Here is a 15,858-nt window from a genome sequence, read left to right on the forward strand (position 1 = left end):
TCTGTGCAATCACGGCGTGGCCTTGGTCGCAACCGGTTGCTGTGCCTTGAGGTATTGGGCGTACTCCTGGCTCATTACGTAGTGCTTGATCTTCTCGACATCGGCGGGCTCGAGGCTGTCCTTGAAGGAGGGCATGCCCAGAGGCCGCAGTACGCCATCCAGGACGATCTGCTGGAACAGGTTTCGATGGGACTCGTCGGACTTGCGCAGATCGGGGATCAAGCCACCACTGATCGCACCCACACCGTGGCAGACGGAGCAGTAGGCGCCGTACAGCTGCTGGCCGGTCGCGATATCCGCAGCGGGAGCGTCGACCGGTTTTGGCGTGCGGTTTACCGCCACCACTGTTTTTTCTGGTAGCGGCGGCAGAGAGGCCTTGCCGTCGAGTTTGAACACCAGCAGGCGGCTGACGTTACCCGCCCCCGGCGCCAAGGCGGCATCGCCTCCGATCAGCGGGGCGACACCACCCCAGCCGGCCATCACGGCGATGTACTGCTCACCCTCCAGGCTGTAGGTCACGGGGGCGGCGACGATGCCGGTCTGTGCGCCGAACGACCAGAGCTTTTTGCCCTTGTCTGCAGAGTAAGCGATGAAGTTGCCGTCGGCCGTACCCTGGAACACCAGGTTGCCGGCGGTGCTCAGGGTGCCGCCGTTCCAGTAGTGAGCGTAGGGCACGCGCCAGGCTTCCTTCTGCTTGACCGGGTCCCAGGCCAGCAGGGCACCGGAAACGGCCTCGCGGGGAATCTCGGTGGCGTCGGAGAAGCCCGCGCCGGTGTTGAAGCCCTTGCGCTTGACGAAGTCCTTGCCTTCGTTGCGATACACACCCGGGATCTCCTGGTAGGGGATATACACCAGGCCGGTTTGCGGGTTGAACGACATCGAATGCCAGCCGTGAGCGCCGAAGGGGCTCGGCCACATGACGATGGGCTCTTTCTGGTAGCGCACACCGGGCGCCTCCACCGGCTTGCCGGTAGCCAGGTCGATCTTCTCGGCCCAGGTGACCTTGCCGAACTTCTCGGCAGAGAGCAGCTCGCCGGTCTGGCGGTCAATGACATAGAAGAAGCCGTTCTTTGGCGCTTGCATCAGCACCTTGCGCATTTTGCCGGCGATCTCCAGGGTCGCCAGGGTAATCTGCTGGGTGGCGGTGAAGTCCCAGGAGTCGCCCGGTGTCACCTGATAGTGCCAGGCCAGCCGGCCGGTGTCCGGGTTGAGCGCAAGGATCGAGGACAGGTAGAGGTTGTCGCCGCCACCGGGGCTGCGCAGTTCACGGTTCCACGGCGAACCGTTGCCGGTGCCGACGTACAGCAGGTCCAGTTCAGGGTCATAGGCCATGCCGTCCCATACGGTGCCGCCGCCGCCGAGCTTCCAGTACTCGTTACCTTTCCAGGTCTTGGCCGCCTCGGCCAGCTCGGGATGTTCATAGGGTTTGTTCGGGTCGCCGGGCACGGTGTAGAAGCGCCAGGCTATCTCGCCGCTCTCGGCGTCATAGGCGGAGAAATAGCCCCGCACACCGTACTCGGCGCCACCGTTGCCGATGATGACCTTGCCCTTCACCACACGCGGCGCGCCGGTGATGGTGTAGGGCTTGCTGTTGTCGGTGGTCTGCTGGCTCCACACCTGTTGGCCGGTTTTTGCGTCGAGGGCAATCAGCCGGCCGTCCAGGGTGCCGATGAAAACCTTGCCGTTCCACAGCGCGACTCCGCGGTTGACCGCGTCACAGCAGGCGTCGCGGGCCTTGTCGCGGGCGATCTGCGGATCGAAGGTCCAGAGCGTCTTGCCGGTGCGTGCATCCACCGCGATCGCGCGGCTCCAGGACAGCGATGCGTAGAGCACGCCGTCGGCGAATAGCGGCGTGGCTTCCAGGCCGCGATGGTTATCAAGGTCAACGGACCAGGCCAGGCCCAGCTTGTCGGCGTTCTTCGCGGTGATCTGGTCCAGTGGGCTGAAGCGCTGTTCGTCATAGGTGCGGCCGTGGCTGAGCCATTGGCTTCCGTCCTGCTTACTGGCAATGATGGCGGCCTGGTCGACCTGTGCGGCGACGGCCAGCGGCGCCAGCAAGGCGAAGGCCAGGCCAGCGAGAATTCGGGATGCAGACTGCGTGTTCATAGACGCAGGACTCCTGTTATTTGAATTGGAATGAGACCCTTGCGAGCGGCGATTGCTAGAACAGTTGCAGGATGCGCAAGTTGATGCGGCTGTCCTCTTCGAAGCCGTTGTCCACCGCGATGTCCTGCCCGTAATTGACCATCAACTGGGTGCCCGGGGTGACGAAGTACGACGTGCCGACCGTGAATTTGCTGGTGCCCGGCTTGTCGTCCATATCTATGTCACTGATGTTGCTTTCACCGCCCCAGAGCTTCGAAATGCCCGCACGCACATCGAAACGCTCGGTGAAGTTGTAGCGTAGAAAAGCCTGGCCCTGGTAGAGCGGGTCCTGCTTCTGGGTGTCGCCAGCGCTACCGAAGTCGTTGTTGTGGCCGAAGAAAGTCACGTCGCCGACCAGATCGAGGGTCAGCTTTTCGGTCAGGCCGGTGATATAGCCCGCTTGCAGGGCGAGCTTCCAGCGGTTCTCGCCGAGGTTGATCGCGCGGTCCTTGTCGTAGCTGCCGGTGGGCACGTAGAGGAACGGGGTGATACCGAAGTAGCGGCGATTTTTCGGTTCATTCAGCAGCCAGACGGTGGCGGCGAGGATCAGGTCGCCAGTGCCGCTGTCGTTGCCCAGGTCTTGCAGATCATCCTTGGCCCGCACGTTGCCGAACGGCAGGAGAAACTGCGGGTCGACGATGTAATCGCCGATCCTGGTGAAGTGCACGCCGCGCAGGATACCGATGTCGGAATCCAGACCGGCATCGATCGGCACCTTGTGGCCGTCGGAGTAGAGGGCATTGCGCTCGGCATGTTGGTAATAGACCAGGCCCAGGTTGGTGCCTTCGGGAAGGGCCGTGTAATCGCCGGCATCGACGTCCACCGCCATGGCGCTGCAAGAGAAACTGGCCAGCAGGCCGAAGAGCGAAGCGTGAAACAAATGGACCAGGCGACACTGGTGTGGCGGCCAGCCCGGGCTGCGACGAGCCGGCCCTGTGCTCATTTTCATGACATTACCTTTATTGTTTTTGTTTATGATCGACCTAGTGCCGGAGCGGTTATCCGGACTAACGTGAAGTCATTGAGCAGAGCTTGTGCCAGCTTTTTATGGTTTGTAAGAAAAGCTTTTAAATCAATGGCTTGAGTAATAACAAGAAGTGTCGAAGGCCGCGCGGGAATTGTCCCGCTGTATCGCTGGCTCAAATTGAGACAGTGGCTTGGGGTCGAGCTGGCCCACTTCGAGACATTCGGCCGCGAGACGCATGCCATGCCCAAATTCAATAGCCCCGCGACACCTTCCTCGCGCAAGCGTTTCGTCGATTCACAAGTGATCGAGAGATCCTGGCAGCGCTCGCAGAACTACGGCCTGTGCCCGCGCGACAATCTGCTGTTTGACGCGCCAGTGGTTGCCAGTCGCGCGCAGATCGCCGAAAGCAATCGCCTGTTGCTGACCTGCGCCGCCCCGGAGATGGAGCAGCTGCACGCCGCCCTGTCGCCGAAAGACTGGGTGCTGGCCTGCCTCGATCTGGAAGGCGTGGTGCTCAGCAGCCTGGGTCGACTCAGCCCGGACAACCGCGAGTTGAATCAGGTGTTCCGTGTCGGTGCGCAGATCTCTGAACAAAACGTGGGCACCACCGCGCCGAGTTGCGTCCTGACCGAGCGCGATTCGGTGTTTTTTGTCGGCGAGGAGCATTACCTGGAGGAGGCTCGCCAGTTCTCCTGCCTGGCCACGCCGATCTTTGGCCTGGACGGCGGCATCGTCGGGGTACTGGACGCCAGCAGCAAACATGGCGTGCCCTCGGTCTATACCCTCGATAGCCTGGTGTTCGCCGCTCGCGCCATCGAAAACCGCATGTTCGCCCAACTTGGCGACGTGCTGCTGGTGCATCTGCACCATCGCCTGGACATCCTCGGCACGCCACTGGAAGGTCTGCTGGCCTTCGACCCGGCCGGCAAGCTTCGCTGCGCCAACCGCATCGCCGGTCAGTTGTTGAAGCTCGGCGAGAACCACGCCGGCCTGGACTTTACCGAGCTGTTCGACATGCCCTTCGTCCATGCCACCTGTTATTGCCGCCACGACCTCAGCGCACCGTTGCGCCTGCGCGGTCACCACTGCGGCGACCTGCATGCTTGCATCACCCTCGGCCCCGAGCGCAAACCGGAACGGGGACAACGTCGGCTACCCTTGCCTGCGAGTACCGCCGAGCCGCTGCCAGCGCCGCAATCGGGCCCGTGCCTGCAGGATCCGGCCCTGCAGGACGCTCTGTCCCGCGCACGCAAGGCCTTCGCCCGCGACATCCCGGTGTTGATCAACGGTGAGACCGGCACGGGCAAGGAGGTCTTCGCCCGTCTGTTGCACGAAGGCAGCAGGCGCGCCGGCGAAGCCTTCGTTGCGATCAACTGTTCGTCCATCCCCGCCAGCCTGATCGAGTCGGAATTGTTCGGCCACGCCGAAGGTGCCTTTACCGGCAGCCGCAAGGGCGGCGCCAGCGGCAAGATCGAACAGGCGCACAAGGGCACCCTGTTCCTCGACGAGATCGGCGACATGCCCCCGGAGCTGCAGGGTCGCCTGCTGCGCGTGCTGCAGGAGCGCAGCCTGACCCGGCTTGGCAGCAGTCAGTTGATCAAGGTGGATTGCGCGTTGATCTGCGCCACTCACCGCGACCTCAAGCAGCTCAGCGCCAACCAGGGGTTTCGCGAGGATCTCTATTACCGCATCAACGGCCTGCGCGTGGTCCTGCCGGCGTTGCGTGAACGCCACGATCTCGACGCACTGATCCAGCACCTGCTGCGCGCCGAAACCAACGCGCACCCATCGCCCAGGCTGAGCAAGGTGGCGCTGCAGGCGCTGTTGGCGTACCGCTGGCCGGGCAATGTTCGTCAGCTTTACCAGACCCTGCGCCTGGCCGCTGCCCTGGCCGAGAATGAAGAGGAAATCGGCCTGCAGCACCTGCCGGACGACGTATTGGAGGGTTGTGATACCCCGGTCGAATCAGCGCCAGGTACGCCGCAGCCGCAGCCGAAGGCGGGGGATACCCTGCAGGTCTCGAAGCTGCGCGCGATCAAGGCGGCGGTGGAAGCGAGCGGCGGCAACCTCTCGGCCGCCGCGCGCAGCCTGGGGATCGGGCGAGCGACCCTGTACCGCAAGCTCAAGGCAATCGAGGAGGGTTATCGACTGCCGTCGGATTGAGACGTGAGAAACCACAGAATCCAGGCACTGACGCTGATCAAGGCCCCCAGCAGACTGACGGCCTCCCAACCCCACAGCGCATAAACCTGGGTCGCAGTAGCGGCTCCCAATGCGCTGCCGACCGAGTAGAAGCACATGTAGGCGCCGACCATGCGGCTTTGGGCGTCGGGTCGTGCGGCGAAAATGATGCTCTGGTTGGTGACGTGCACGGCCTGCACCGCGAAGTCGAGCAGGACGACGCCGCAGACCAGCGCGACCAGCGACGTCTCGGCAACGCTGATGGGCAACCAGGACAGCGTCAGGAGCCCCAGCGCAATGCCGGTCACGCGTTGCCCCAGGCCTTGGTCGGCCCAGCGACCGGCGCGTCTGGCAGCCAGGGCACCGGCGACACCGGCCAGGCCGAACAGGCCGATGGCGGTGTGTGAAAGCGACAGCGGCGGGGCGCTCAACGGCAGGACCATGGCTGTCCACAGCACGGAAAAAGCGGCAAAGATCAGCAGCGCCAGCAGGCCCCTGGCGCGCAACGTGGGTTCGCTGATGAACAGTTTGAACAGCGAGCCGATGAGCGCGAGGTAGGTATCCTTTTGCCTGGGGGAGGGTGTGACAGGCACCACTTTCCATAGCACTGCCGCGAGGGTCAGCATCAAACCTGAGGACACAAAGTAGACAGCGCGCCAGCCTGCGATGTCTGCGATCAAGCCGGAAGTAAATCGCGCCAGAAGGATGCCCAGGACAATGCCACTGGTGACCGTCCCGACTGCTTGCCCGCGTTGCGAGGGCGTTGCCAGCACAGCGGCGTAGGCCACCAGCACCTGAACAACCACTGCCAGCAAACCCATCACGATCATGGCACCCAACAGGGCCAGCCATTGCTGTGCTGCACCGACCGCCGCCAGCGCCACCGCAGACAGCAGCACTTGCGTCAGCATCAGTCGCTTGCGGTTGACCAGGTCCCCCAGCGGGACGATGAACAGCAACCCCAATGCGTAACCCACCTGTGTCGCAGTCACTACGATCCCGATCATTGATGAGGCCACACCCAGGCTGCGGGCCATGGAATCGAGTAACGGTTGGGCGAAGTAAACGTTGGCGACGGCCAGGGCGCAGGTGACGGAAAACAGCAGCGTGAGTGACGACGAAAGTCCTGGAGACCGGTCAATCCTGACCAGGCATTGGATGGCTGAATCGGTATCTGCTGTCATGCGCGCCTCCGCGGGGGTAAACTGGTTGCAATTAAAAACTGGATTCAATTGTTGCTGTATCCAGTTTCAAATTGCAACCACATTCCGCAAGGTCAAGAACATGCTCGAAGACGCCTCACCACAAGGCAACGAATGCCCGGTAGCACGAACACTGGAAGCGATCGGCGATCGCTGGTCCCTCATGATCATCCGCGACGCTTTCGACGATATTCGCCGGTTCAGCGAATTTCAAAAGAGCCTGGGCGTGGCGAAGAATATTCTGGCGTCGCGATTGAAGGCGCTGGTCGAGGTCGGGATATTCGACGTTCGACCGGCCTCAGATGGCAGCGCCTACAAGGAGTACGTGCTGACGGAAAAAGGGCGGGAGATCTTTCCGGTGGTGGTCAGCATGCGGCAGTGGGGCGAACGTTTTCTGTTCGAGCCCCAGGAGACCCGTTCCGTGCTGCTGGACAACAGGTCCGGCCAGCCGCTGATGCCGATTGAGGTTCGCTCAGCAGACGGGCAGAAGCTGGGACCTGCTGATTGCCACAGGGTTAGACGCCTTGACGGTGAATCGTGAATCGACGGCAGACCGGCACCTTTGGCGCCCGCCGATTAATTTTTACGCTTTTTTTACGGTAGGCGGTTCAGTCTGCAACGATACTGGCCGCGATTTTCAACGGTCCATGCATCTGCATTTTTAATGGCACTGGCAATGTATTGCCCAAGGATGACGTGAACTTCTTCCCCCGCCATCCGAGAGAAGCGGCCCTTGAGTAAAACATTGACCCTTGCACACACAGATTCCCCATCCAGAACCTCAGGGGTCGGCTTGCTCGTCGCCGCTGTCGGGGTGGTTTATGGGGACATTGGCACCAGCCCCCTCTACACGCTCAAAGAAGTCTTTTCCGGCCACTACGGCGTCCAGGTCAATCACGACGGAGTGCTGGGCATTCTGTCGTTGATCTTCTGGTCGCTGATCTGGGTGGTCTCGATCAAGTACGTGTTGTTCATCCTGCGTGCCAACAATCAGGGCGAAGGCGGCATCATGGCGTTGACCGCGTTAGCCCGTCGCGCGGCAGCACCTTATCCGTACATGAGCAAGGCACTGGTGCTGCTCGGCCTGTTTGGCGCGGCACTTTTTTACGGGGACAGCATGATTACCCCGGCCATTTCGGTGCTCTCCGCGGTTGAAGGCCTGCAGCTGGCGTTTGACGGAATCGAACACTGGGTCGTGCCCTTGTCAGTGATCGTGCTGGTGGCGCTGTTCCTGATACAAAAACATGGCACGGCTCGAATCGGCATCCTGTTTGGTCCGGTCATGGTGCTGTGGTTCGTGGTGTTGGGTGCGCTTGGGATCTATGGGATCTTGCAGCGCCCAGAAGTGTTGCAAGCGCTCAATCCTGCCTGGGCAGTGCAATTCTTCGTGGTTCATCCGGGAATCGGGGTGGTGATTCTGGGCGCTGTCGTGTTGGCACTGACCGGTGCTGAAGCACTGTATGCCGACATGGGCCACTTTGGCCGCAAACCGATCTCGCGCGCGTGGTTCATGCTGGTACTGCCCGGTTTGGTGCTCAATTACTTTGGCCAGGGCGCCTTGATCCTGGGTAACCCGGAGGCTGTGCGCAACCCGTTCTATCTGCTGGCGCCGGATTGGGCCCTGCTGCCGATGGTCGCGCTCTCCACACTGGCCACCATCATCGCTTCTCAAGCAGTGATTTCCAGTGCGTTCTCCCTGACTCGCCAGGCCATCCAGCTGGGTTATATCCCCCGCATGTTTATCCAGCACACCTCCAGTCAGGAGCAAGGGCAGATTTACATCGGCACGGTCAACTGGGCATTGATGGTCGGTGTAGTCCTGCTGGTCATCGGCTTCGAGTCGTCCAGTGCGTTGGCCGCAGCCTATGGCGTCGCAGTGACGGGGACCATGTTGATCACGACAATATTGTCCTCGGCGGTTGTCCTGCTGCTATGGAAAACGCCGCGCTGGTTGGCCATTCCAATGCTGCTCGGTTTCCTGCTGGTCGACAGCCTGTACTTCGCGGCCAATGCGCCGAAGATTTTCCAGGGCGGCGCGTTCCCGGTGATTGCCGGCATTGGCCTGTTCATTTTGATGACGACCTGGAAGCGCGGCAGGAAAATCATTGTCGAGCGATTGGATGAAACCGCACTGCCGCTCCCGCTATTCATCGACAGCATCCGTTCGCAACCTCCCCATCGTGTGCAAGGCACGGCAGTGTTCCTGACGGCCAGGACCGATGCTGTTCCTCATGCGCTGTTGCACAACCTGCTGCATAACCAGGTTTTGCATGAGCAGGTGGTACTGCTCACCGTAGTGTCTGAGGACAGCCCTCGCGTGAGTGCGCAACAGCGGTTCGAGGTTGAAGCCTATGGTGAAGGGTTCTTCCGGGTCAGCCTGCACTTTGGTTTTATCGAGGAACCCGATGTCCCCTTGGCCTTGAGTCTGTGCCACTTGACCGACCTGGATTTCAGCCCGATGCGCACGACCTATTTCCTCAGCCGGGAAACGGTGATCCCGACCAGGCGCATCGGCATGGCCCGTTGGCGAGAAAGCCTGTTTGCGTTTTTGCTCAAGAACGCCAACAGCAATCTGAAGTACTTCAAGTTGCCGTTGAATCGGGTGATTGAGCTGGGCACACAGGTTGAGATGTAAAGATCTCAAGCGTTCAATGCGGGCCATTGATGCTGGATGAGCCCCGTGTCAGACGCTTGAGCGCGACGACCATCAGGCCCCCCGCAACCAGCATTCCCGCGAGAAAAAGCGGATAGGCCGTGTTGAATTTCTGCTGCAACTCGCGAGCCGCCTCGGCCTTGGCAAACAGCTCCTGGATCAGGCGGAGGCGTGCGCGCGCGCTCACGACCGCGCCTACCTGCGACTGGAAGTGCGGCCGGATAATCCCGTCGCTATCAGCCTTTATGAGCGTAACGGTTACCGACGCTTCGCTGTGGTTCACGACTACTACGAAGACCATGCGCCTGCATTGCGTCTGGAGAAGCGCATTTTGAGCAGTTGCTGATGTGTCGTGACACGGAAATCCGGCACCCATTACCAGATTGCTAAACCAGCTGGCGAATTCCCAGGGACAAAATCAACCCACCGCACAGTCGATCGATGGCCTTTTTCCTCCCTCGATACGCGCCAGCAATCCGGGGTTGCGAAAGGGCGATAGCGACCATGCCATACCAGGCCATCGACACCACCACGACAACCGCCAGCATCGACGCAAAGGTGCCTGGCGAAACGTGGGCGGGGGCGGCGGCTGAGAAAACCGCGGCATAAAAGGCCATGGACTTGGGGTTGCCAATGTTGGTCACTACCCCCTGGATAAAGGCCTGCCTGCAACTACCGGCGACGGCATCCTCTGGCAGGCCAGGCGCATGCTTCCCCGCATTGATCAGCAGGCGCAAGCCGAACCACATCAGGTAGGCGGCCCCCAGAACCTTCACCACAAGCGCAGCCCAGGGGAGCGCGATTATGACCAGGCAAACAATCGATTATCGTCCGGGCTGCCATTGTGAATACTCAGGCAGTCCTTTCCCATTCAGCCACGCTACGTCCTGCTCCGTCCAGATGTGGAACTCGGGCCTGGCGCCAGGCTCCTCATCCAGCGTGGCTACGCGCACGATCATCGCGGCTGAACCGTTACGCTCAGCGGCAAGGTGCGATCCGCAGTGGCAACAGAAGTGTCGCAGCTTCCCGGGCGATGACTCGAAAGCCCGCAATGCCTCCAGGCCTCGAGTCCATCGGAAATGCGGCCTCAGCACGCCTGCCGTGGAAACATAAGCGGCGGCATGGGTCTTGCGGCAGGTACTGCAATGACAATGGCTGATGGGCATATCGATGCTGTCTATCTCATAACCTACCGCCCCACAGGCGCAGCTTCCTTTCATTTCATCCTCCGGTTTTGTCACGTGCAGATCAGGGCATGACTGGTTTTTGCAGTTTGCTACGCAGCAAGCTCGACATAGCTCGACTCGCCACCACCAGTCGCACCCGACAACCAGCCCCATACGAAGGCCAGCGTGGTATGTCCCGTGTGATCAACGCCCACCGTGCCACGGGACCAGCCGGAAAGAATCTCGCCCTCCGTGGTCAGGCAATGAAACAGCAGCTCGATGGTATCGGGGCCTGTCACGCGGCCGACTTGGTGGCCCATGCGGATCTTGCCGCCCTGGTAAGTCCCCAAAATGGCATCGCCCTCGACCTCGTAATGAAATACCGTGCCTGCGCCGGATAGCCCATGGGTGTTGCCCGCTACGGTAAATCGGCGATCGTGCAAGCGCTCGCTGAGTTGAGAAAAGGGGATTTCCATAATGTCGCGTCCTTGTAGTGGAGAGGGTCCATTCCAGCGTTGGCTGCATCGCTGGTCGTAATTTACCGACGAATCATCCCTGCCGGGTGGAAAAGATTGCCGGCATCTGCAGATGCTTGTAAATGGCCAAAAACCGCAGGCCGAAGGTGAAGATCAAGGCAATCCAGCCGGCGACCCAGATGGTTGGGAACACGTCTCGCAACAGCACGTAGAGGGTACAGCCCAACAGAATGGGCGTGGCGTAGATCTCCCGCGACATCAGCAGCGAAACCCGACCAGCCAGGACATCCCGGACGATACCGCCGCCGATGCTGGTCAGCACGCCCATCATCACTGCCAGGGGGGCGGCCAGCTGCAAGGCCAGGACTTTTTCGGTGGCCGACAAGCCGAACAGCGCCGCTGCCAGACCGTCGAGATACAGCAGGATACGGTAACGTCGTTGCAGGCGTTGCGTGCAAAAGAACGCCAACAGCGCAGCGAACAGGGCGACCCAGATGTAGTTGAAGTCGGCGATCCAGAAGATCGGCAGATCGAGCAGCAGGTCCCTTATCGTGCCACCCCCAATGGCGGTGATGATCCCCAGCACTACGGCACCAAATAAATCCACATCGGCTTTCTTGATTGCCAGCACGCCGGTGATGGAAAACACGGCAATGCCCAACATTTGCTGGAAATAAAGCATCTGGTATTCCTTTCAGGTGGCGGCTGGCCAATGCGCCTGCGAGCAGCCTCCTGAGTGTAATTCAGTGCAAGCCCGGATTTGCGCTTGTCACAACGATATCCGACCTTTTCACAACCTGCCTGTCAGCGGGTATTCGACCGCCAGGCGTATCTGGTCCGTGTCCAGTTCTGCCTGGGCCGTATTGCCCCGATGCACATTGTGTCGCAGCGACAACGTGGTGCCTTTCGCCGCGCCACCTTGCACCACATAACGCATCTCCAGGTCGCGCTCCCAATGTTTGCCGCCTTCGCCATAACCCAGATAGGCATAACCACCTTGCGGGTCGACGTGGCTGCCATCGATCTGACTGCCGCGTACATAAGCGGCGCTCATGGACAGGCCCGGCAACCCCCAGAGGCTGGCATCCAGATTGTAGCGGGCTTGCCAGGATTGTTCATTGGGTGCGTTGAAGTCCGAGAGCTGGACGGCGTTGCTGATGAAGATCGCACCACGGGTGACGTAGTCGAACGGCGTGTTTCCATCGACCTGCTGATATCCGAGGCTGAAGCCGTGGGGGCCCTGGGTGTAAGTGGACATCAGGCTCCAGGTGGTATTGTCGATCCTGCCGGATAACGACTTGCCCTCATCAGTGGTGCGGTACAGGTTGAGGTTGAATGCCAACGAGCGCTGTTCACCCAGCGGCTGGAGGAAGGTGCCACCCAGGTAATGCTGGTTCCAGGTGTCCTCGTAGCGCGATGAATAGAGGCTGAGGTTCAGGTTCTTTGCCGGTGCGAAAACCACGCCCGCGAGATCGAAGGTCTTGCCTTTCAAGGCGTTGGAGTAATTGACCACCAGGCCCTGGTCGTGACTGCTGGCATTTCGATCGGTACTTTCGGTGAAGTGTCCTGCCACCAGCTTCAGTGCCGCGAACTCGTTGCTGGTGAGGAACAGGCCGGTGGCGGTTTCCGGCAGCAGGCGACTGTCGGATGAACTGAACACCGGGGTTTTCACCCGCTGCTCGCCGTAGCTCAGCACTGTCGAGGATGCGCGGAATTTGATCGCGGCACCGCCACGGCTGAACTCGTCCTTGGGATGCCCCTGGTTGTCGAGCCCAAGCAATCGCGCTTTCCCTGCGCGGCCACCGCCGCTGTCCAGTTGTATGCCCAGATAGGCATGGGCATCCAAACCCACCCCGATCAGACCTTGGGTGAAGCCCGATTGCAGCGTACCCATCAGCCCGTAGCCCCATTCCTCGGCGTAGCCATTACGCTCGTCACGCGGCTTGTAGGCGTTACGCGCAGCGCTGTTGCGGGCGCCATGACGGTACTCGCGATGGTCGTAGACCGTGCGATTGAGCACACTCCAGGCGCTGTCCTGGACAAAGCCATTGGCTTGCGATTGCGCCGAATCAGCCAGCGTGAATGGACTGGCCAGGGCGAGGAGAAAGGCGGATCGGGTAGGCATTTTCGCGGTGTCCACAAACAAGATCAGGATGAACGCAGGCGCAGGATCTGCGCGCCGTCAAAGGGGTCGATGAGGTAGTGCGCATGGACGCCGAAGGTGTCCAGCAGGCGTTGTGGGGTCAACACATCAAGCGGTTTGCCCAGGGCCACCAGGCGGCCCTTTTCCAGAACGGCCAAACGATCACAGGTGAGTGCCTGGTTGAGGTCGTGCAGGGCAATCACGGTGGTCACGGGCAGCGCGTGAACAACCTGCAAGATCGCCAGCTGATGCTGGATGTCCAGGTGATTGGTCGGTTCGTCCAGTAGCAGGATCCGCGGGCGCTGGGCCAGGGCGCGAGCGATGTGCACGCGCTGGCGCTCGCCACCGGAGAGGCTGCGCCAGGTGCGGGTCCGCAGATGAGTCGCATCCACATCGCGCAAGGCCTGATGGACGATGTCATCGTCTACAGCCGACCACGGACTCAGGGCCGACAGCCACGGCGTTCGGCCCAAGGCCACGGCATCGAACACACTGATCGCATCCAGGGTGTCGGCCTGTTGTTCAACCACCGCCAGGGTTTGCGCGATGGTTCGCCGTGACAGGGTCTTGAGGTTTTGGCCATTGAGGTGGATGTCCCCCCGGCTGGGGCTGCGCACGCCGGCCAGCAGTTTGAGCAGCGTGGATTTTCCCGAACCGTTGGGCCCCACAAGGCCCAGGGTCTCGCCGGGGTGGATGTCCAGGTGAATGTCGCGCAGCAACTCGGCATCGCGGATCGAGAACCCGACACCGGCGCAACTCAGCACGGGGTCGTGCAGAACAGGTGCAGCCGCGTTCATCGGGCATTCCTCCGACCGACCAGGATCAGCGCGAACACCGGCGCGCCGACCAATGCGGTAATCACACCGACCGGTATCACCTGGCCCTTGATGAGCGTGCGCGAGAGCACATCGGCGGCGATCAGGAACACCGCGCCACCCAGCGCACTCGCCGGCAGCAGGCGCGTGTGCCCAGTGCCCAGCAACAGCCTGGCGGCGTGGGGAATGACCAATCCAACGAAACCGATGGAGCCGACGATCGACACCATCACCGCCGTCACCAGGGCGGCACAACCGATCAACAGAAATTGCACGGGACGCACTGCGATGCCGAGCGAGGCCGCAGAATCCGCGCCAAAGGTGAAGGCATCCAGCGCACGCCGGTGCCACAGGCAAACCGCGAGGCCGGCGAGCGCAACCGGCACCGCCAGCCACACCGAAGGCCAACGCACGCCACTGAGATTGCCCAGCAACCAGAACATGATGCCGCGGGCCTGTTCGGAACTGGCCGACTTGGTGATCAGGAACGCCGTGAGCGCATTGAACAGCTGCGAACCGGCGATCCCCGCCAGGATGATCTGCGAGGTGCTGCCAGGCGAACCGCTGGCCCGGCCGAGCAAGACAACGACGGCAAAGGCTGTAACGGCCCCGGCAAACGCCCCGGCCGACATCGAGATCGCTCCGGCGCCAAAGCCCAGCAATGCCACCAGCACCGCGCCCGTCGAGGCCCCTGCGGAAATGCCCAGCAGGTAGGGATCGGCCAAGGGGTTGCGCAGCAGCGATTGCAGGATCACCCCGCAAGTCGCCAGGCCCGCACCGCAAGCCGCCGCCACCAGCGCGCGGGTCAGGCGGTAGTTCCAGACGATGCCCTCGTCGATGGGATCGAGGGCGTAACCTGCAGACCACAGTTTGTTGGCCAGCACCTGGAACACCACCGCCGATTCAATGTTGGTTTCACCGATGGCCACACCGGCGGTCACGGCCAGCAGCAGTATCAGCGACGCAAGCAGGGTGCGAATCAGCGTCCTGGTCATTGCGGCAGGTCGTAGCCGTTGATGGCGGTGGCCAGCGCTTCGAGACCTTCGAACGTTCTCAGGCTGGCCTGCATGGCCATGGCGTCGAGGATGATGATGCGGTTGTTTTTCACCGCGTCCATGTTGCGGGTCACAGGATCGCTGCGCAGGAATTGCAGTTTCTTATGATAGTCGTCAGCGGGGAAGCGCCGGCGATCCATGCGCGCGATCACCAGGAACGTCGGGTTGGCCTTGGCGATGGTTTCCCAGCCAACGGTTGGCCACTCTTCGTCGGACTGCACCACATTGCGCACGCCCAGGGTGTTGAGCATGAAGTCGGGAATGCCCTTGTGCCCGGCGACATAGGGGTCGATATCCAGGCTGGCACTGGAAAACCAGACCAGCGCGCTGGTGTGCTTGAGGTCCTTGCCTTGCACCAGGGCCATGGACCTGGCCAGGCTGGCCTGCAGTTGTGCGTTCAGCTGTTGCCCACGGGCCTGGACGTCAAAGATCTCGGCCAGTTGGGTGACGCTTTTGTAAATGCTTTCAATCCGAAACGGCTGCAGGCGAGTACCGTCAGCACCCACCAGGTTGTCCTTGGACTCGCAGTCCGAGGGCATCAGGTAGGTGGGAATCTGCAGCTCGTGAAACTGCTCGCGAGTACCGACTGCGCCTTGCGGGCCAACCATCCACTCAAGCTCCACGGCGACCAGCCCCGGGCGCTTGCCGATCACCGATTCGAAACTCGGCTCGTTATCGGCCAGGCGTTCGATCCTGTCGTTCTGCGCCTTGTACTGAGCCAGCACATCATTGAACCACAGCGAAGTACCGACCAGTTTGTCGCCCAATCCCAGGGCGAAGAGCATCTCGGTGCCGGCCTGGCCGATGGTCACCGCCCGGGCAGGGGCGTGGGCGAAGGTCAGCGTGCTGCCGCAGTTCTCGACTGTAAGCGGGTAATGAGTAGGGGAGGCACAGGCGAGGGAAGTTAGACCCAGGCCCGTGACGAGGGCGACAAAGCGGGGCAGCAGCATGATGCAATCTCCATTTGAACCGTACTCGGCGCAAGGGTCTGGAAACACATCATCGAACGCTGCCGAAAAGGCAGAGCAGGGCCCGTCACCTGGGTGACGCGCGCA

Annotated in this window: 13 protein-coding genes and 2 pseudogenes; 4 read left to right on the plus strand and 11 right to left on the minus strand. The window is 61.4% G+C overall.

Annotation, left to right across the window (positions count from 1 at the left end; translation table 11 throughout):
* Positions 1-9 precede the first annotated feature (9 nt).
* Together DKB71_RS15105 and DKB71_RS15110 are read right to left on the minus strand one after the other, a co-directional pair.
* Positions 10-2,106 carry a PQQ-dependent dehydrogenase, methanol/ethanol family gene (locus DKB71_RS15105; protein ID WP_408600899.1) on the minus strand — a complete coding sequence of 699 codons (2,097 nt, stop codon included), beginning with the start codon at positions 2,104-2,106 and terminating at the stop codon, positions 10-12.
* A gap of 55 nt (positions 2,107-2,161) precedes the next feature.
* Complete coding sequence (locus DKB71_RS15110) at positions 2,162-3,094, minus strand: transporter (RefSeq protein WP_323606096.1); 933 nt, start codon at positions 3,092-3,094, stop codon at positions 2,162-2,164.
* Positions 3,095-3,352: 258 nt separating this feature from the next.
* Between DKB71_RS15110 and DKB71_RS15115 the strand changes: the two genes are divergently transcribed.
* Complete coding sequence (locus tag DKB71_RS15115) at positions 3,353-5,275, plus strand: sigma-54-dependent Fis family transcriptional regulator (RefSeq protein WP_408600900.1); 1,923 nt, start codon at positions 3,353-3,355, stop codon at positions 5,273-5,275.
* Here the strand turns inward: DKB71_RS15115 and DKB71_RS15120 are convergent.
* Positions 5,254-6,477 carry an MFS transporter gene (locus tag DKB71_RS15120; RefSeq protein WP_408600902.1) on the minus strand — a complete coding sequence of 408 codons (1,224 nt, stop codon included), beginning with the start codon at positions 6,475-6,477 and terminating at the stop codon, positions 5,254-5,256. The two genes, DKB71_RS15115 and DKB71_RS15120, sit on opposite strands and share 22 nt — an antisense overlap.
* Before the next feature lie 100 nt (positions 6,478-6,577).
* On the opposite strand from DKB71_RS15120, the gene DKB71_RS15125 reads away from it, so the two are divergent.
* The 3 genes and pseudogenes from DKB71_RS15125 to DKB71_RS15135 form a co-directional block, all read left to right on the plus strand.
* Positions 6,578-7,036, plus strand: a complete 459-nt coding sequence (locus DKB71_RS15125) for a winged helix-turn-helix transcriptional regulator (protein WP_408601104.1) — start codon at positions 6,578-6,580, stop codon at positions 7,034-7,036.
* 192 nt (positions 7,037-7,228) lie between these two features.
* A complete protein-coding gene (locus tag DKB71_RS15130) occupies positions 7,229-9,130 on the plus strand; it encodes a potassium transporter Kup (RefSeq protein ID WP_408600903.1) in 1,902 nt (633 codons plus the stop codon).
* Between the two features lie 151 nt (positions 9,131-9,281).
* Positions 9,282-9,482 (plus strand): annotated as a pseudogene (locus DKB71_RS15135) (GNAT family N-acetyltransferase); the annotation flags it as partial.
* 52 nt (positions 9,483-9,534) lie between these two features.
* Here DKB71_RS15135 and DKB71_RS15140 read toward each other — a convergent pair.
* The 8 genes and pseudogenes from DKB71_RS15140 to DKB71_RS15175 all read right to left on the minus strand — a co-directional run.
* Positions 9,535-9,960, minus strand: a pseudogene (locus DKB71_RS15140) (LysE family translocator); the annotation flags it as partial.
* Between the two features lie 12 nt (positions 9,961-9,972).
* Positions 9,973-10,368, minus strand: a complete 396-nt coding sequence (locus tag DKB71_RS15145) for a GFA family protein (protein WP_408600904.1) — start codon at positions 10,366-10,368, stop codon at positions 9,973-9,975.
* 56 nt (positions 10,369-10,424) lie between these two features.
* The gene (locus DKB71_RS15150; RefSeq protein WP_408600905.1) at positions 10,425-10,790 is read right to left on the minus strand and encodes a hypothetical protein; all 366 of its coding nucleotides are present in this window, start codon (positions 10,788-10,790) and stop codon (positions 10,425-10,427) included.
* A 73-nt stretch (positions 10,791-10,863) separates the two neighbouring features.
* Positions 10,864-11,472, minus strand: coding sequence for a trimeric intracellular cation channel family protein (locus tag DKB71_RS15155; RefSeq protein ID WP_323606086.1), 609 nt, complete (start codon positions 11,470-11,472; stop codon positions 10,864-10,866).
* A 108-nt stretch (positions 11,473-11,580) separates the two neighbouring features.
* Positions 11,581-12,915: an OprD family porin gene (locus DKB71_RS15160; RefSeq protein WP_408600906.1), complete on the minus strand. Its 1,335-nt coding sequence runs from the start codon at positions 12,913-12,915 to the stop codon at positions 11,581-11,583.
* A gap of 23 nt (positions 12,916-12,938) precedes the next feature.
* Positions 12,939-13,730, minus strand: a complete 792-nt coding sequence (locus DKB71_RS15165) for an ABC transporter ATP-binding protein (RefSeq protein ID WP_408600907.1) — start codon at positions 13,728-13,730, stop codon at positions 12,939-12,941.
* A complete protein-coding gene (locus tag DKB71_RS15170; protein ID WP_408600908.1) occupies positions 13,727-14,743 on the minus strand; it encodes a FecCD family ABC transporter permease in 1,017 nt (338 codons plus the stop codon). Before DKB71_RS15170 ends, DKB71_RS15165 begins: the two co-directional genes overlap by 4 nt.
* Positions 14,740-15,753, minus strand: coding sequence for an ABC transporter substrate-binding protein (locus DKB71_RS15175; protein WP_408600909.1), 1,014 nt, complete (start codon positions 15,751-15,753; stop codon positions 14,740-14,742). Before DKB71_RS15175 ends, DKB71_RS15170 begins: the two co-directional genes overlap by 4 nt.
* Positions 15,754-15,858: the final 105 nt, after the last annotated feature.

It is taken from the genome of Pseudomonas sp. PLMAX (genome assembly GCF_046042685.1).
Classification (GTDB): domain Bacteria; phylum Pseudomonadota; class Gammaproteobacteria; order Pseudomonadales; family Pseudomonadaceae; genus Aquipseudomonas; species Aquipseudomonas putida_AE.